Source organism: Pandoraea bronchicola (assembly GCF_902459805.1).
Classification (GTDB): Bacteria; Pseudomonadota; Gammaproteobacteria; order Burkholderiales; family Burkholderiaceae; genus Pandoraea; species Pandoraea bronchicola.
Genome location: NZ_CABPST010000002.1, coordinates 449,187 through 466,175 on the forward strand (window position 1 = coordinate 449,187; position 16,989 = coordinate 466,175).

16 protein-coding genes and 3 pseudogenes are annotated in these 16,989 nt (G+C 63.7%); 5 read left to right on the forward strand and 14 right to left on the reverse strand.

The genetic code is table 11. The annotated features are described in order from the left end of the window. Nucleotides 1-59 precede the first annotated feature (59 nt). Nucleotides 60-182, reverse strand: a pseudogene (locus PBR20603_RS24545) (DUF1353 domain-containing protein); the annotation flags it as partial. 210 nt (nucleotides 183-392) lie between these two features. On the opposite strand from PBR20603_RS24545, the gene PBR20603_RS06125 reads away from it, so the two are divergent. Next, complete coding sequence (locus PBR20603_RS06125; RefSeq protein WP_150558650.1) at nucleotides 393-698, forward strand: hypothetical protein; 306 nt, start codon at nucleotides 393-395, stop codon at nucleotides 696-698. A gap of 315 nt (nucleotides 699-1,013) precedes the next feature. On the opposite strand, the gene PBR20603_RS06130 is transcribed toward PBR20603_RS06125, so the two are convergent. Continuing rightward, nucleotides 1,014-1,487, reverse strand: a complete 474-nt coding sequence (locus tag PBR20603_RS06130) for a DUF934 domain-containing protein (RefSeq protein WP_150558651.1) — start codon at nucleotides 1,485-1,487, stop codon at nucleotides 1,014-1,016. Then, the gene (locus tag PBR20603_RS06135; RefSeq protein WP_150558652.1) at nucleotides 1,477-3,483 is read right to left on the reverse strand and encodes a DUF2849 domain-containing protein; all 2,007 of its coding nucleotides are present in this window, start codon (nucleotides 3,481-3,483) and stop codon (nucleotides 1,477-1,479) included. Before PBR20603_RS06135 ends, PBR20603_RS06130 begins: the two co-directional genes overlap by 11 nt. A 305-nt stretch (nucleotides 3,484-3,788) precedes the next feature. Here PBR20603_RS06135 and PBR20603_RS06140 point away from each other — a divergent pair, with 305 nt between their 5' ends. Next, nucleotides 3,789-4,034, forward strand: a complete 246-nt coding sequence (locus PBR20603_RS06140) for a hypothetical protein (RefSeq protein ID WP_042116434.1) — start codon at nucleotides 3,789-3,791, stop codon at nucleotides 4,032-4,034. Between the two features lie 19 nt (nucleotides 4,035-4,053). On the opposite strand, the gene PBR20603_RS06145 is transcribed toward PBR20603_RS06140, so the two are convergent. Then, entirely contained in the window at nucleotides 4,054-4,413 is a 360-nt protein-coding gene (locus tag PBR20603_RS06145; protein ID WP_150558653.1) for a hypothetical protein, read from the reverse strand. Nucleotides 4,414-4,647: 234 nt separating this feature from the next. Here PBR20603_RS06145 and PBR20603_RS06150 point away from each other — a divergent pair, with 234 nt between their 5' ends. Beyond that, complete coding sequence (locus PBR20603_RS06150; RefSeq protein ID WP_150558654.1) at nucleotides 4,648-5,736, forward strand: helix-turn-helix transcriptional regulator; 1,089 nt, start codon at nucleotides 4,648-4,650, stop codon at nucleotides 5,734-5,736. A gap of 31 nt (nucleotides 5,737-5,767) precedes the next feature. Here PBR20603_RS06150 and PBR20603_RS06155 read toward each other — a convergent pair whose 3' ends face one another. After that, nucleotides 5,768-7,354, reverse strand: coding sequence for a GGDEF domain-containing protein (locus PBR20603_RS06155; protein ID WP_150558655.1), 1,587 nt, complete (start codon nucleotides 7,352-7,354; stop codon nucleotides 5,768-5,770). A gap of 33 nt (nucleotides 7,355-7,387) precedes the next feature. Then, entirely contained in the window at nucleotides 7,388-8,137 is a 750-nt protein-coding gene (locus PBR20603_RS06160) for a YoaK family protein (RefSeq protein WP_150558656.1), read from the reverse strand. A 110-nt stretch (nucleotides 8,138-8,247) separates the two neighbouring features. Between PBR20603_RS06160 and PBR20603_RS06165 the strand changes: the two genes are divergently transcribed. After that, complete coding sequence (locus PBR20603_RS06165) at nucleotides 8,248-8,643, forward strand: BLUF domain-containing protein (protein WP_150558657.1); 396 nt, start codon at nucleotides 8,248-8,250, stop codon at nucleotides 8,641-8,643. A 118-nt stretch (nucleotides 8,644-8,761) separates the two neighbouring features. On the opposite strand, the gene PBR20603_RS06170 is transcribed toward PBR20603_RS06165, so the two are convergent. From PBR20603_RS06170 to PBR20603_RS06200, 8 genes and pseudogenes are all read right to left on the reverse strand, one after another. Then, nucleotides 8,762-9,808, reverse strand: a complete 1,047-nt coding sequence (locus tag PBR20603_RS06170; RefSeq protein WP_150558658.1) for an ABC transporter substrate-binding protein — start codon at nucleotides 9,806-9,808, stop codon at nucleotides 8,762-8,764. 78 nt (nucleotides 9,809-9,886) lie between these two features. Then, the gene (locus PBR20603_RS06175) at nucleotides 9,887-11,023 is read right to left on the reverse strand and encodes an NAD(P)/FAD-dependent oxidoreductase (protein WP_150558659.1); all 1,137 of its coding nucleotides are present in this window, start codon (nucleotides 11,021-11,023) and stop codon (nucleotides 9,887-9,889) included. Continuing rightward, complete coding sequence (locus PBR20603_RS06180) at nucleotides 11,016-12,440, reverse strand: FAD/NAD(P)-dependent oxidoreductase (RefSeq protein WP_150558660.1); 1,425 nt, start codon at nucleotides 12,438-12,440, stop codon at nucleotides 11,016-11,018. Before PBR20603_RS06180 ends, PBR20603_RS06175 begins: the two co-directional genes overlap by 8 nt. Next, nucleotides 12,433-12,819, reverse strand: coding sequence for a (2Fe-2S)-binding protein (locus PBR20603_RS06185; protein WP_150558661.1), 387 nt, complete (start codon nucleotides 12,817-12,819; stop codon nucleotides 12,433-12,435). The genes PBR20603_RS06180 and PBR20603_RS06185 overlap by 8 nt, the downstream gene beginning before the upstream one ends. Nucleotides 12,820-12,842: 23 nt before the next feature. After that, on the reverse strand, nucleotides 12,843-13,637 hold the full coding sequence (locus tag PBR20603_RS06190) for an ABC transporter permease (protein ID WP_150558662.1): 795 nt from the start codon (nucleotides 13,635-13,637) through the stop codon (nucleotides 12,843-12,845). Between the two features lie 42 nt (nucleotides 13,638-13,679). Next, nucleotides 13,680-14,585: an ABC transporter permease gene (locus PBR20603_RS06195; protein ID WP_150558663.1), complete on the reverse strand. Its 906-nt coding sequence runs from the start codon at nucleotides 14,583-14,585 to the stop codon at nucleotides 13,680-13,682. Further along, a pseudogene (locus PBR20603_RS24550) lies at nucleotides 14,578-14,874 on the reverse strand (TOBE domain-containing protein); the annotation flags it as partial. The gene PBR20603_RS06195 and the pseudogene PBR20603_RS24550, both read right to left, overlap by 8 nt. Before the next feature lie 77 nt (nucleotides 14,875-14,951). Then, nucleotides 14,952-15,678, reverse strand: a pseudogene (locus tag PBR20603_RS06200) (ABC transporter ATP-binding protein); the annotation flags it as partial. A gap of 296 nt (nucleotides 15,679-15,974) precedes the next feature. Between PBR20603_RS06200 and PBR20603_RS06205 the strand changes: the two are divergent. Continuing rightward, a complete protein-coding gene (locus PBR20603_RS06205) occupies nucleotides 15,975-16,844 on the forward strand; it encodes an IclR family transcriptional regulator (protein ID WP_150558665.1) in 870 nt (289 codons plus the stop codon). The last annotated feature ends 145 nt before the right edge of the window (nucleotides 16,845-16,989 follow it).

The window sequence follows — 16,989 nt, forward strand, 5'->3', positions numbered from 1 at the left end:
AGCACCGTGATCCGCTTCGGCCCCAATGCGCCCCCGCCAAACATGCGGACTCCCCAATACATAAGCCAACGGCACCAAGCCGGCACGCAAGTGACGCCAAACGCCTCGCGCAGAATCCTATCGGCTTTGGTGCGCGGCACCGGCGTCATCGTGTACAGCCAGTCACGTACGGCAGCCGCCACCGGCCTTCATCGCAGCCAGAGGGGAGCACTAGACGTGAACTTGAGGTCAGCTCCGTAGCTACCTTTCGTCGAATCGGTTGGGATGACATTGATGGATGCCGAGCAGTTGCCCACGATCTGCTGGCAGTCGCAGCTAATTCCCTGAGCACTCCCGGCGCCCGACAACGCGGCGAAGAGAATCGCGAGAAGCTTCTTCATTGGCTTGCTCAGATGGAATATTCGGGATCGTCGCTGATCGAGCGCGCGGTGCTTCCCGAAGATAGTGCGGACGTTCTCCGCGGCCTCGCTCAGCCGGAAGACGTGACCGTGATCTGCGCGGCGTTTCGCTCTGGATATCCCAATGCACTCGGAGCGGTGCTGACCCGCACCCTGCGCCGTGAGTGGCACGAGCAAGCCGAACATGAGTGCCTGCGCATCGCTGAAGCTGCGGTGACTCCTGACTTCTCCGTGTCCGACATCACCGCACTCGACCTGAAGCGCGCCGCTGTGATCCGCGATATGGGGGTGAAAGCATGAGCGCCAAGCACACGCCTGGGCCGTGGTTGATCAAGCGCAACCAGAGATGGACCAGCATGGCAAAAGACCAGGGAGAGGTTGGCGCCGCGTCAAGACGCATGCGGGGAGAATATTCCCCACCGGCCAAACGGACGCGATTGAAAGTTGAAACGGGCTTCGTCACGACTTGCCCGTGCGCCTTTGCAGAGATCCTCAACGCGAGCCAAAGGGGCACGCCGAGGTTACGTCAGCGGTTCTGACTCTGCACGCGAAGCGCCCAGCGTAAGCGCGCTGTGGCCGGCGGGCTTCGGCCACAGCGCTATCGGAGGAGGATGCTCAGGCCGTCAGCCGCTCGAGCAACGTGCGCGGACGCGCAGCGCGCCCGGCCGCAGCCACCGCCGCCTCGTGCCAGCGTGCCGTGGGCACGTCCGAAGGCGAGAGCAGGCTGTCGAAACCACACGCCCACAACATCGCCAGTTGATCCGGCAGCAACGGCCCCGCTGCGCGAATCCCCCCCTCGAAATGCCACTTCTCACGCAGGAATTTCGCCAGCGTGAAACCTCGTCCGTCGCGCGACTTCGGAAACTCGATCACGATGAGCTCAAGTTGCGGCAAGAGCGCCGCGATGCGCGCCGGATCGTCATGGCCCTGCACGCGAATACCGGCCGGGGCCGCGCCCTGTTCGTTCGCGGCAAGCCATGCGTCGAGCGGCAACACATCCTTGCTGTGCGCTTGCGTTGTGACCGGCTCGTGCGCGCCGCGATAAGTCCAGATGTCTGCGGCAGGCAGTCCGTTTCGATCAATCAACATGCAAAGCTCCCTTGAATTCTTCTGCCCCAACGCGGCCGAGCGTATCGATGAAGCGCTCACCTTCGTGGCGCAACGAGAGATAGCGTCCGAGAATGTTCTCGATGACCTGCGGCACGGCCTCATACGTGACGCCCGGGCCGAGAATCTTGCCGACGGCAGCGTTCTCGTCGGCCGATCCGCCCAGCGTGATCTGATAGTTTTCCTTGCCCGCTTTGTCGACGCCGAGAATGCCGATATGGGCGACGTGGTGATGCGCGCAAGCATTGATGCAGCCGGACACGTTAAGCGTCACCGGCCCGATATCGCGTTGCTGCTCTTCCGTGAAGCGCAACGCGATACGTTGCGCCACCGGCACCGAGCGCGCGTTGGCAAGCGCGCAATAGTCCAACCCCGGGCAAGCAATGGCGTCCGAAATCAGACCAATGTTGGCCGTTGCCAGCCCCCCCGCTTTCAGGCGAGTCCACAGCGCATGCAGTTCGTCGCGCTTGACGTGCGGCAGCACCAGATTCTGCTCGTGCGTGACCCGCAGCTCGTTGAACGAATAGCGTTCAGCCAGTTCTGCGAGCAGCAGCATTTCCTTTGAACTGGCGTCGCCCGGGATGCCGTTCGCGGGCTTGAGCGAGACAACCGCACTGATATAGCCCGGCACCTTGTGCTCGTGCGTGCAGGTGTCGACCCAGCGACGGAATTCGATGTCGCGCTCGTAGGCCTGGTCGAACTCGCTCGACGTCTCCGGCAGCGTTTCGAACTCGGGCACGATGAATCGATCGCGAATCGCGGCGACGACGTCGTCGCCAAGGGGACGGTGCGTGAGCGCGATGCGCGCGAATTCTTCCTCGATCATCTCGATGAACTTCGCCGGCTGCATCTCCTTGATGAGGATCTTGATGCGAGCCTTGTAGATATTGTCGCGACGGCCCAACGCGTTGTACACGCGCAGGATGGCCTCGACGAAGCGCAGCAGATCAGCCTCGGGCAACCACTCGCGCACGAGCGTGCCCACGATCGGCGTACGTCCCAGGCCACCGCCTGCGTAAATCTGGAAACCCACTTCGCCACGGTCGTTCGTCCGCGCGAGAATGCCGATGTCGTGAAAACGCACGGCAGCACGGTCGGTCTGACCGCCGGTGATCGCGATCTTGAACTTGCGCGGCAGATAGGTGAATTCGGGATGATCCGTCGACCACTGACGCAGGATCTCGGCATACACGCGCGGATCGACGACTTCGTCTTTCGCCGCACCGGCGAATTGATCGGTCGTCACGTTGCGGATGCAGTTGCCGCTCGTCTGAATGGCATGCAGGTCGACATCGGCGAGCTTCGACAGGATCTCGGGCGAATCCGTCAGCGTCGGCCAATTGAACTGAAGGTTCTGTCGTGTCGTGAAGTGGCCGTAACCTTTGTCGAAACGGTTCGCGACGTAAGCAAGCTGACGCAACTGGATAGCGCTCAACGTTCCGTACGGAATGGCGACGCGCAGCATATAGCCGTGCAGTTGCAGGTACAGACCGTTCATCAGGCGGTAGACCTTGAACGCGTCTTCGCTGAGTTCGCCGCTCAGACGCCGGGCCACCTGCTGGCCGAATTCCTTGGCGCGATCCTTGAGGAACTCACGCTCGGACGGGTCGTAACGGTAGATACCCGCATGCTCAGGCGCCACGGTCAATGCGGGTGCGTGCGCCAGTGCCGCTTGCACCGTGTCTTCCGCTGCCTGCTTGCCAAGGTCTTCGCGAACCGACGGCCCGCGCGAGCGCAGTTGCTCACGAAAATCCACCGGAACGGGGCCGGCATCGCTCACTTGCGCGGGACGCGGCACCGGATCGACGATCAGATTGGCCGACTGAGCCAGCGCCGCGGCCGCCTGGGCCTGGTCGAGCTCCTGCGCGTCGAATACGTGCGCCTGCGTCAGGTCGTCCACCCAGTTGTGTTGCTTGTCCAGCCACACGACCAAGCCGTCGTGCAGCCGGTTTGCCGAAATCAGATTGCCTGCATTCATTCCACGCTCTCAATGCTATTCGTTTTGGTCGCAAGTCGCGAGTCGACCGGCAGGCTATCAAGAGGCGCGCGAATACACGACCATTTAGTAGTTATGAAGGCATAACGCGATGTTGTTTGGGCCCGGCAGCCCCGCCAGACGGCGCCCTGCCGTCATCTCGGCCGACGAAGGCGAAATGCTTCGCCCGCGCAAAAACGCCGTATCGATGCGAATTCACGGCGCGGCGCCTGTTGCAAAAATACCTGTATTTTTATACAGTAGTCATGCTACATTTCCCGACATCCCATTTCATCGTGAGTGACACCATGAGCGACGCCAAATCCACCAAATTCATCGTCGTGCCCTACCGCAAGAATAAGGACGGCGTGTTGCAACCCGGCGAGTTGCGTCAGGCGAGCACAGAGTTCGGTGCGGTACGCATTGCACAATCGATGGCGTCCGGGTTCGCCGGTATCGCCGCTTATGAAGTGCTGGTCGACGAAGAGGATGGCACGATGGACGCGCCGCGCATTCTGTTCCAGGAAGGCGCCATTCCCGCAATGGCGGAGTAAGCCCCCCCTGCCACACGGATTACTCGGGCCGCGACGGCCGGGGCAGACTGTCGAACGTCCGGGTCTGACGCGGATGCTCCAGATTTCTCGTGTCGAGCGCGCGGCCTGTCGCCGCCAGTTCCTGCTGACTCGGGCCCGAAGCGGGCCCGTTGCGCTCGCTGGCCGTGCGATTGATAGTGGCGCTGGCGCTCCGGGCATCGGTCACGCTTTCCCCCCGCCCCCCGAGCGCCGACACCGCCGGACTGAGCGCCGGAGACTGGTTCGACTGACGAATACTGCCGAGATCGCCCGCCCCCAGGTACGACTGTGCATTCGCGTGACCGAACGTCATGGCGCCCGTCAGGCATAGGCAGGCTGCGATGAATTGGCAATGACGCATGGTGACCCCCGTTAGACGAATTTGATGTGATCGGGGATGCGCTTGCGGCGATGCTTCCCGATCGCTTGCTGCTTTCCCGACATGGCTGCATTGTCGCAGCGCAGGGAGACCTTGTCGCCTGCATAAATCACAGTTGACGCCCCTATCAGTTCCGACAGCTCGTTCTGCTACACTTCGCGAAAATCGAGCCTCAGGCTCAACAGAAGTCGAGTGATTACGGGAAGGGGGAATCCCATGTCGGACGACGTCAGTTTTCGACGGGCATCGGATGCGGTTCGGGCGGTCGGCGCCGGCGATGCAGACTGGCTCGATGTCGTGCAGACGGCGCGCGAATTTCTCGGCGCAGACGCCGCCACGTTCCTATGCCACGACAAGCAAAGCCGGTCGGTTCGCTTCGTCGAGCAAGCGGGGCACGAGGCCCGGTTGATCGAAGCGTATGCGCAGTGCTACTACCAGTACGACGATTCGACCCGCCGCTTCTGGAACGCCCCGGCAGGCACCTGGTACAACTCGTCCGTCGCGCTCAAACACGAATCGCAAAACGACCGTTTGTTCTGGAACGAGTTCATGCGGCCACATCAGCTCCAGCAGTTGGTCGGAGTCGTGATCAGCAATGACGACGACGCCCTCACCGCCCTGAGCATCCAGCGCATGCATGTCGTTGAGCCGACCTTCGCCCACGCAGCAAGAATCGCCGAATACGAACGCCTGCTCGCCGCCGCCTTCGCAGCCCGGCGTACCGCTGCCCGGGCCAGCCTCGAGGCCCTCAGCCAGATGCTCGACCCGTCCCGAGAGGGCTTTCTCATTGCGTCGCCCGACGGATGGGTGCTCGAATTTGCGGAAGGGCTCGGCTTGCTGCTGGGCAGCAATGACAGCCAGCTCCTGCTCAAGCAGCGCCGGCTGGTACATCGCCAGCCCGAATGGCAGACCCGGTTGACGAACGCCCTCCGACAGGTGAGCGTCAATCGAGAACCGGTGTCGCTGGTCCTGCCCGATTCGTGGGGACACGCCTACCGGGTGACGTTGCGTGCGCTGGGCAACCAGATGAACCACGGATTGCGCGCGGCGGTCGGCGTACGCATCGAACGGCGCAGCATTTTCAATGTCCCGAGCGAAACCGCCCTGCGCCAGCATTTTTCGCTGACGCAGGCCGAAGCCCGCCTCTTCCACCATCTCGTTGCGGGGCTGACCATCGGCGAATGCAGTGAAGTACTCGGCCTCGGCACGAGCACGCTGCGCACCCAGCTATCGGCCATTCTGCGCAAGACGGGCTGCCATCGCCAGGGCGAATTGCTGCGGCTCGCCGCCATGCTGGCACCGTAGTCGCCGGGGCAGCGCTTGCTGCGGCAAGTCTCTACGACACGTCACCTGCATCGCGTGTCTCGTGCGCCTCCTGATTGGAAGCGTCCGGCTTGCGCAGCACGATGGTGCTGGTCCGATTGCGGCCGCGTTGCTTCGCGACGTAAAGCTGCTCGTCGGCCGCCTTCAAAATGGCCTGCGCGCCGTCGCATTCGCCAGCAACCCCCGTTGCCGCGCCAACGCTCACCGTCACCAGGCCCATGGCGCTGCCCTCGTGAGCGATGCGCAGACGCTCGACGTCACGGCGAACCTGCTCGGCCATGGCGGCCGCGCCCGCAGCGTCGGTATCAGGCAAGACCACCGCAAACTCTTCACCGCCGTATCGCGCAGCCATATCGGCATCGCGTCGTGTATGCGCGCCAATATTCTTCGCAACGGCCCGCAATACGTCGTCGCCAATCGAATGGCCGTACTCGTCATTGAAGTGCTTGAAATGATCGATGTCCACGAACAGGATCGAGAGCGGGCTGCCGGAGCGCTTCGCCCGCCGCCATTCGCTCGCGAGCTTGGCGTCGAGTGCGCGCCGGTTGCTCAACCCCGTCAGGCCGTCGGTCACGGACAGGTTGACCAGCCGCGCTGCCTTGCTGGCACGCGTGCGGATCGCCGCCACCAGCAGCCATGAGCCCGCGATCAGCGTTGCTGCGCAAGTCGCTGCAATCGTGCCGTGCAACACCACGTCACGCTCCCAGTCACGGGTGAGCGTTTGCGTCGAGGGCGTCACCACCACGTACATCGACACGCCCGGCACGCGTACCGACCGATAGTCCATCGCGCGAGCCCCCGCCGGATACGATAACGCTGTCGTCAGATTACTGTCTCGCGTCGCATTGCCCGGCAGCTTGACGAGCGTTCCGGGCCGAACCCCGGCGCACGGGTGGCACGCCAGCACCGTCCCCTTCTCTTCCACGACGCTGATGGTCTTCAGGTCTTCGAAATCGACGTCGCTCACCTGGGCGCCCAGACGGTCGAGCCGCAACGCGATGACCGCCACGCCGGCGAACGAATGATCGTCGGCGGCGATGCGTCGAGTGAGCGCCACCGACAGCACACCACCGTGCGTTCGCGAAGCGTAAGGCTGCGAGACGTAAAGCCCCAGCGAAGGATTGGTCTCGTGCGAGCGGAAATAGTCGCGATCAGCCACGTTTACCGGTTTGTAGCCGGCTGGATCGAGCGGCGCAACAATCTGTCCCGCCTTGTCTACGAGGTAGGCGTCATCGAGAAAATCACGGCTCAACGCTTGCCCGAAACGCAAACGGTCACGTACCCGCTCGGGCAAGAGCAACGTATTGGCGCGCTCGGCCTCACGAACCATCTCTTTGAGAAGTGCGTCGTAGAGCGCGATATTGCCGCCGAGGTTCGCCGCCACGACCGAGGCCACACTTTCGGCACGCCCGAGCGCGTGGTCGTAGCGAGCCTGCCTGTCCACGCGCAGGAGCATCGCCACCCCAACCAGAATCGCCAGCGCGATGGCTGTCCCCACAATACCGATCGCCGACGGATAGTCGTCGAACTTATCGAATAAGGCGTGTAGCCGCCTTCCCGCCCACGTCCGCAGACGCGGTACTCCCTGGCGTTTGGTCATAGTCCGTAGCCGAAAAGGCTGTCAGTGCCGAGATCAGTGAGGATGTCGTGCGATATCGTCAAGCAACGGCACGATGGCCAGCATGATGAGCACCACCGCGAGTGGAATCGTCGCCGAGAAACCCAGGTGCTTGAAACCGAGCGCACCGGTCAAGCCGCCCAGAAAAAACATGCCCAGCAACGAGCAGAGCAGACGCAGCTTTTGCCGGTCCCCCGTTACACGTGGCAGCTCGCCCGCCACACCGGGCCGGTTCCAGTAGCCCATCTTGCCCAGTTCGATGCCGATGTCGGTTACCAGCCCCGTCACGTGCGTCGTTCGAATCTCGGCCCGAGAAATCTTGGTAATGATGGCGTTCTGCAAACCCATGACATAGCACAGCAAGCCGACGGTAGCCGGCACATACAGCACGCGATGACCTTCGAGATTCGCGCCCATCTCACCGAAAGCGAGAAGGAGCAGCGCTTCGAACATCAGCGGTGCGGCATATTCGCTATGCGTACGGTGACGCCGTCCCCAATGAATCAGAACGGCTGACGTCGCAGCACCCAGCAGGAACGCCAGCAAGGCGCTGAAGCCGGCAAGCACCAGCACGAGTTGCCCAAGCGCGAGGTTGTCGGAGAGCGACGCCACAATACCCGACATATGTGACGTGTACTGCCCGACAGCGAGAAAACCGCCCGCATTGGCAGCCCCCGCCACGAACGCGAGCGAGCACCCCAGACGCCGGTTCGCAGCGTCCGTGCGCGCGGGCTTGGTGAATCCTCGTAGATAGTTGATCGGCATGGCATGTGAGTCTCGGACTTCGCAGTTAGGGTATTCTAATGCGCGTTGACGCGGCGGCGACGCCAATATCGCACGCCTGAGCGTGGCCTACATGAGGGGAGACGAAACGGATGATCGAGTGTTACGCCTACCTGAGCCGAGCTGTGCCCGATCTCGATCTGCGGGAACTCTCGAAGATCATCGTCAACTCGCGCGGATTCAATGCCGCTCACGGCATCACCGGTGTGCTGCTATTCGATGGCGCGATGTTCTATCAGTACATCGAAGGCCCCAGCGAGCCGCTCGCCGACGCCCGCCAGCGCATCGAGGCATCGCGTAACCACGCCGGCATTCAGGTATTGCTCGATGGCACGCCAAACACCCCCGGGGCTTTCTCCACGTGGAGCCTGGGCTATCTGATGCTCGACGAGCCCGCCCACTCGCTGCACGCCTTCGTGATGCCCGCCGATCATGCCGAACTCGTGGGCGTCTTCGCCGCACTCGCTGCCCAGTCCGACGCGATGTAACCTCTCGCGCATACGATCCGCTTGAAAAAGCAACGCCGGGCCACCCTGAGGCGCCCGGCGTTGTGCGTTCAAGCTCACGCCGCGCATGACATGCACGCGTGAGGCAACGGCGTCGAGATTACTGCTCGATCTGACGATTCCAGCGTTGATCCCACTGGGCGCGGCGCTGATTGATAGCGTCCCAATCCACGGTCCTGAGGTTCTTGACCAGATCGTCCATCTTGCCCAGACGCTTCTGCATCGCGGGCGGCACGCTCGCTTGCGGGTTGGTCGGGATATAGGCCCCGGCAGCGGCCGCGAGTGACTGGCCCTTGGCCGACAGCAGGTACTGCGCGAGCTTCTGCGCCATGGCGTTGTCCGGGCTGTTCTTCACGACACACAGGTCGACGAGCAACTGCACCGCGCCTTCCTTCGGGGCGACGTAACCCACCTGGATGCCCTTGTCCTGCAAATCGCTCACGGCCGTCGGGGTCAGCGGGAAGATGGCGGCTTCGCCGGTCTGGATCATCTCCGAGAGCTTGGCGGAATTCGGGATGTACTCGACAACGTTCGGCCCCACGGTGGAGGCCCACTTGGTGAAACCGGGCTCGACATTTGTCTCGCTGCCGCCCCAGATGCGGTTCAGCGCGAGAAAGCCATGCAGACCGAACGTGCTGCTCGAGGCCGACTGGAACACGACCTTGCCCTTGTACTTCGGATCGGCGAAGTCGCTCCACGATGTCGGGGCGGCCCAGCCTTTCTCCTTGAAGAGCTTGGTGTTGTAGCCGATACCGGTCATCCCCAGTTGCACACCGGCACCCATGTCGTCCTTCACGCGTGCAGACGGCATGAGTTCCTTGAGCACGGGCGAATCGTCCAGCTTCTGGCACACGCCCATGCTGATGGCACGCGCCATCACGCCGTCGTCCAGAAACACCACATGCATCTGCGGGCTGTTACGGTTGGCAAGCAGCTTGGCCAGCACGTCGGACGACGTGCCCGGCACGACCACGACCTTCACGTTGTTGGCCTTCTCGAACTCCGGGAAGACCTGGCTCGTGTAAGCCTTTTCCATCGGGCCGCCATTCATGCCGATGTAGAGCGTTTTGGACTGCGACCAGGCCGCGCTGCTCGCGCCCAATGCCAGCGCCGCAGCGCACATGACGACCGTTCGGGATAGCTTCATCGTGGTTCTCCTTGCGTTTTCAGGGGTAAGGAATGTCGTTTCGGGACCGACTTCGAAAATACGGGATTCGTTGGCCTGTCAGACCTCGGTTGTGACCGGTGCGAACCGGTCGACGGCAAACGCCTCGATCGGTGTCACCGTCTCACCGTCGGCGACCAGATCCGCCAGCACGTCGCCAACGCCGGGAGCCAGCAGGAAGCCGCCACCCGAGAAGCCGAAGGCGTGTACCAGACGCGGTGTCGTGCGGCTCATGCCGATGATCGGGTTGTTGTCGGGCGTCTCGCCCTCCACGCCGCTCCATGTGCGAATCAGTAGCGCGTTGCGCAGTGCCGGCAGCAACGCACACGCCTCGCGCATCACGGCGCGCGTGGTGTCGGCCGACGGCTGGGCGTACTCGCCGTCACCGGTGCCGCGTCCGCCGCCGATCACGCAGTTGCCGCGTTCGACCTGCCGCGCATATACGCCACCGCCATACACGCCCAGGTTATGGCCGATGAACGCCGGCAGCGGCTCGGTGACCCACATGTTCGGGTAGATCGCATGCATCGGCACGCGCTCGCCGAACGTGCCCGCGATGTGATTCGCCCACGCGCCGGAGGTGTTGAGCAGCCAATCGGCGCTCACATGCAACGCCTCGCCCTGCGCAGGTTGCGCCGTCAGTTGGAAGCGCACGCCGTCGTGAACCACCGAGGTGATCGGGGTGCGCTCACGCACGTCGGCGCCCAGCGTACGGGCCGCTCGCGCGAAGGCGGGCGACACCAGACGCGGATTCGCATGCCCATCGCTCAGGCATAGCGAGCCGCCGACGGCACCGTCGCCCAGCCACGGAAAACGCGCGCGAAACTCGCTGCCACGCAGTACGGTGGTGGCCAGGCCATAGCGGCTTGCCATCTCCGACCATGCGTCGAGCGGCGCCAGATCGCTCTCGCGACGGGCAAGACGCAGATGCCCCGAGCGCACGAATTCGCCATCGATGCCGATCAGCTCGGGCAAGCGATCCCAAATCTTGCGCGCACGCATGGCGAGCGGCAGTTGTTCTTCCGGGCGGCCCTGACAACGAACGCCGCCGTAGTTCACACCGCTGGCCTGCGCGCCGCAATGACGCCGCTCGAACAGCGCGACTCGCAAGCCGCGCTCGGCCAGCGCCCGCGCGGCCGATGCGCCCACCAAGCCGCCCCCCGCGACGACGACGTCGTAATGCAGGGTCTTACTCATCGCGCGCCTCCTCGGGAATGGCAACGACGTTCTCGTCGAACAGCATCGGTGCGATCGGAATCGGTTTGATCGGGGCCTGCGCGCGCAGACGCCCCACTTGCGCAAGCGTCTGCCCGCTCGCCTGCGCCAGCAGATGGCATGCCGCTTCGCCGCACATGCGGCCCTGACAACGCCCCATGCCTACCCGCGTGAGTGCCTTGAGCCGATTGATTTCGGTCACGCCGTCATGACGCACGCAATCGCGCAACGTACGTGCATCGACCTCTTCGCAACGACACACGAGCATGTCGTCAGGCCAGCATGCCGACGGATCTTCCGGTAACGCAAACGCCTGCTCGATCCCCTCGCGAAAGCGACGGATACTCGCGAGCTTGCGTTCGATGGCGGCAGCGCCTGTGACGCCGGGCATCTCGGGCGCCGCAATTCCGATATCTTCGAGCAACGCCAAGGCTGCGCGGCGGCCCGCGAGTTCGGCGGCGTCTGCCCCGGCAATGCCCGCGCCATCGCCCGCCAGATAGATGCCGGGCTGCGAGCTACGGCCAGCGGCGTCGCGCTCGGGCAGCCAGCAACGGTTGAGTTCATCGAAGGCGAAACGGCAACCCGCCAGATCGGCCAGTTGTGTCTCGGGACGCAGGCCGAAGCCCAGACCGACGGCGCTGCATGCGAGCGTGTGTACGCGGCCGTCGCGCTGCCAGCGAATCGCCTCTACCCCCGCTGCGCCGTCAACACCTTCGAGCGTCACGCCATGCTCGATGCGCACACCATGCGCCCGCAGCCATCCCACGTAATAGAGGCCCTTGGCGAACGTGGCCGGCTGATTCAGCAGACGCGGCGTGGCCTTGGCCTGGCTCGAGAATGCACTCGTGTCGAGTACGGCAGACACATTCGCCCCGGCTTTCGCGTATTGGTACGCCACGAGATACAGCAGCGGCCCGGTGCCCGCGAACACCACGCGCTCGCCAATCGCGCAGCCCTGCGCCTTGAGCGCCACCTGCGCGCCGCCCAGCGTATACACGCCCGGTAACGTCCAGCCCGGCAGCGGCAGCACACGATCGGTCGCACCGCTGGCGATGATCAAATGCGAGAACGGCACCGGCGTTTCACGGCCGCCATGCATCGTGTGAAGCTGCTTCGGATCGCAAGCCCACACCAGCGTCTCGGGCCGATAGTCGACCTGCGGCAATAGCGCCGCCATCGTGTTGTGGATGGCACCGGCCTTGGCGGCTTCGAAGCCATACAGCGTCTGCCTGGTTCGCGTGAACCCGGCGCCCGCCGGCGGTTGACGGTAGATCTGCCCGCCCCAGCGAGGGTTTTCGTCGAGCACGACCGGATGCAAGCCTGCCGTCACGAGCGTCTGCGCCGCACGGATACCGGCAGGGCCAGCGCCCACAATGACGATCTCGGAACGCTCAGTCATGCGAGCCTCCGTGCGCCTCACCGGCCCCGACCGCGCCGGTCAGAATACGCATGCCGTCTTGCACAGGTGTCGAGCAGGCGCGCAGACGCGAAAGCTGTGCGTCCCCTGCGGCGGCAGGTGAGGATTCGCAACGCACCCAACAGTCCTGACACGCGCCGATCAGGCAAAAGCCTGCGCGCGGGGTGCCGCTGAATTCGCTGAAGCGCACGTGACGCTGATGGGTGAGGATCGCCGTGAGCAGCGTGTCGCCCGCAAGCGCCCGGACCGGCTGCCCGTCGAGGTAGAACGTGACGGGCGAGCGCGACGCCTCTGCGAGACGCACCAATTGCGGATGACCCGGCGCGCGCGAGTCTTGCGAAGAATGAGAAGAGCGGGACATGAGAATCGTCTTGGGGCGCGCGTTCAGTGCTGGCCGATCAGGATGCGGTTCAGGCCGTAGATGCGGTCGAGCAGCAGCATGGCGCCGAGTGTCACGGCGATGACCAACGCCGAGACGGAGGCCATCATCGGGTCGATCGACTCGGTCGCGTACATGTACATGCGCACGGGCAGCGTGACCGTTTGCGGCGCCGTGAGGAAAACCGACATCGTCAGTTCGTCGAAGCTGTTGATGAACGCGAGCAGCCAGCCGCCGGTAATGCCCGGCAGGATCATCGGCATGGTCACGCGCCGGAAGGTCGTCCACGAACCTGCGCCAAGCGACGCCGCCGCGTGTTCGACGCTGCGATCGAGCCCGCTGATCGACGCCAGCACGAGGCGCATGATGAAGGGCGTCACGACGATCATGTGCGCGAAGGTCAGCGCCGCGAACGAGCCGGTCACCCCCAGCATGGCGAAAAAGCGCAGCAGCGCGATACCGAGCACGAGGCCCGGAATCACCAACGGCGAGAGCAACAGACCATTGAGGAAGTTACGCCCCGGAAAGCGCGAGCGGCCGATGGCAAGCGCTGCGGGCAACGCGATCGCCAGCGACAGCGTGGCTGACAGGAACGCCAGCTTGAGGCTGGTGAAGAACGAGGCGATGAAATCGGGATAGTCGAGAATCGCGCGGAACCAGCGCAGCGACACGCCGCGCGTAGGCAGCGAGAGCGTTTGTTCCGGCGTGAACGCGACCAGCACGACGACGATCATCGGCGCGAGGACGAAGAGGATGACGAGCGCATGGAACGCAAGCGCCAGAGGGCTGTTTTTACGCATGATGGCGAATAGGTGCTGTTCTGTGGAAGACGTGCCCAGGCCTTAACCCATGCTGCGCGAATAGCGGCGCTCGAGCAGGCGGTAGTACGTCAGCATCACGATCAGGTTCGCCGCGAGCAGCAGCACGGCGATGGTCGCGCCCAGCGGCCAGTTCAGCGAACTCAGGAACTGGTCGTACACGGCGGTGGCGGCAACCTTGAGGCGGCGTCCGCCCAACAGGCTCGGGATCGCAAACGCGCTGGCGGACAGACCGAACACCATCAGGCTGCCCGACAAAATGCCCGGCACCAGTTGTGGCAGCACAATGCGGCGCAGCGTGGTCGCGGGCGAGGCCATCAGCGACAGCGCGGCGTTCTCCGTCTGCGGATCGAGCCGTTGCAGCGATGTCCACACCGGAATGACCATGAACGGCAGCATCACGTGCACGAGCGCGACAATGATCGCGAAGTGGGTGTACTCCATCTTGAAGGGGCCAACGCCGAGCAGACCGAACGCCTGATTGATCAGACCGCCGGAACTGAGCAGCATGCTCCAGCCGAATGCGCGCACCACAATGGATACCAGCAGCGGCGAGAGAATCACCAGCAGAAACAGCGAGCGCCACGGATCGCCCATGCGCGACAGAACATAGGCTTCGAACGTGCCGACGACCGCGCACACGGCGGTGACGGTGAGCGAAATGCCGAAGGTGCGCAGGAAGATCGTATGGAAGTACGAGTCGAACAGGACTTCCTTGTAGTTCTCGAGCTGGAACGCCGCGATCGGACCGCTCGCCGGATCGAATTGATAGAACGTGAGCGCCAGCGTCATGAGCAGCGGGATGAGCACCAACGCCACGAACAGCAGCATGGCCGGGGCGCTCATGACCCACATCGGCAGATACGCATGCCAGGGGGCACGCGCGGCCGGCGCAGCGTTGGCACGCGCCACTTGCAACGTCTCAGCCATGAGCACGCTCTCCCGCGTTCGGCGTGATGAAACGCACCGCCTCGGCCTGCCAGTCGAGGCCGACCGGCGCGCCTTCGTGAAGCGGCTCGCCGCCCTCGTTCTGGCAGCACACAAGCACTTCGCCAAGCGGGCTGTCCACGCGATACAGCCATTGGCTGCCAAGGAAGAAGCGGCTCGTCACCGTTGCCGACACGCGGCCTGCCGCCGGCGCGCACAGACGGACCTTCTCCGGGCGCAGGCACAGCGTGATGGCATCGCCCACCGCCATGCCGCGCTCGCGCGGCGAAAGTTCGGAGAGCAACGCACGCTGGGTCAGTTGCGCGCCCAGCTCGACATGCAGATGTTCGGCGTCGCGCGACGCTACACGGCCGGCCAGCATGTTCGCCTTGCCGATGAACTGCGAGACGAACGGTGTCTCCGGGCGTTCATACGCACGGTAAGGCGTGTCGACCTGCGTAATGCGCCCGGCCTCCATCACCACCACGCGATCGCTGATCGACAGCGCTTCGGACTGGTCGTGCGTGACCATGATCGTGGTCGTGCCGATCTTGCGCTGAATCGAGCGCAACTCGAACTGCATGTCTTCGCGCAGCTTGGCGTCGAGGTTGGACATGGGTTCGTCGAGCAGCAGCACCGGCGGCGCGATCACGACGGCACGGGCAATTGCCACGCGCTGACGCTGACCGCCGGAGAGCTCGCGCGGGAAACGATGACCGAGGGTGTCAAGGCGTACCAGGGCAAGGGCCTCGCGAATACGCGCCTGACGCTCGGCCTTGTCGACCCCTCTCATTTCGAGACCGAAGCCCACGTTATCCGCCACCGTCATGTGCGGGAACAACGCGTAGCTCTGAAAGACGATGCCCAGGCCGCGCTTGTTCGGACGCATATGCGTAATGTCGCGCCCGTCGAGCGTAATGCGCCCGGTCGTGGTTTCGACAAAGCCCGCGATCATTTGCAGCGTGGTGGTCTTGCCGCAGCCCGACGGGCCGAGCAGCGAGACGAACTCGCCCTTTTCCACCGAAAGATTGACGTTCGAGACGGCGTTCAACTCGCCAAACGTCTTGGAAACATCCGTCAAAGTCAGGAAAGACATGGTCACTACCTTCGGGCGCAGGCACGCCGCAAGAAATGCAATTGCATCGAACAGTAGCGAGCCAAATTGCTTGCCGCAAGATAACGATTCCGTGAAACGATATAAATTTCATGATTATTTCGTTTGGCGGAATAGATTGCGAATGAGCGCGAGGTTTCATTTCGCATTAACGTCTCGGGATAATCCCTAACGCGCGGGGAATATTGGCTATTTTTCCATTTCTGATGAACCAAGCCAGTTTTCAAGCGACATCGCCTTACGCTAGTATTCCGTTTGACGGAATATTTGAGACTCTGATGATCACCTCCGATTCGCCCCACGCGCCGAAATCGCTGCCGCCGGAAACCGCTGGCGCGGGCATTCTGCAACGCACCTTTGCCGTCATTCGCGCGCTGGGCGACGCCAAGCCCGAAGGCGAACGCGTCACCCACATTGCCAAGGCCGTCGGTCTCAGTCAGGCGACGGTGCATCGGATTCTGCACGCGCTCATTGCCGAGCAGGTCGTGGAGCAGGACGAGACGTCCAAGCTCTACCGGCTGAGCATCGACTTCTTCGCGATGGCCGCGCAGGCCGGCAATCCGAGCGGCATGCGCACGCTGTGCCGCCCGTCGCTGCTGCGACTTTGTGCGAGCCTTGGCGACACCATCTTCCTGCTGGTGCGCAGCAGCTTCGATGCCGTCTGTCTCGACATGTGCGAAGGCCCCTTCCCCATCCGCTCGTTCACCGGCGATATCGGCGGACGCGTGGCGCTGGGCGTCGGCCAGGGGAGTCTGGCGATTCTCGCCTTCCTGCCGGAAGCCGAGCGCGAAGAGATCATTCGCTTTAACGTGCCGCGACTGCGCGGGTATGGCGTGCTCGATGAGGTCTATCTGCGCACCGAGATCGAACGCGTGCGTCAGTTGGGCTACGCGGGCAGCAACAGCGGCGTGCTCGATGGAATGGCGGGGGTGGCGGTGCCCGTGTTCGATCGCACCGGACACGCCGTCGCAGCGCTGAGCGTAGGCACGCTGGCCGCGCGGTTGTCGCAGGATCGTCTGCCGATGGTGGTGGAATTGCTGCGACGTCAGGCCGAGTTGATCGGCCCGCAAACCAACCCGTTCGACGTCGCGATGCGTCGCCCGATGCACGGCCTCACGCGTGCGCTGACGACCGAACCGCTGGCCTGACGTCGCCGCGCGCATGCACGCCGCGCGAGTCGCAAGACCGAATCGGGCCTAATGATGGCCGAAAATGGCCAGCCGTGGACGCACGCAACTGCGAGAATCACGGGCGGGTCCGGCAGCGCCTCCCTTCCCCAGCAATCCCCCAACT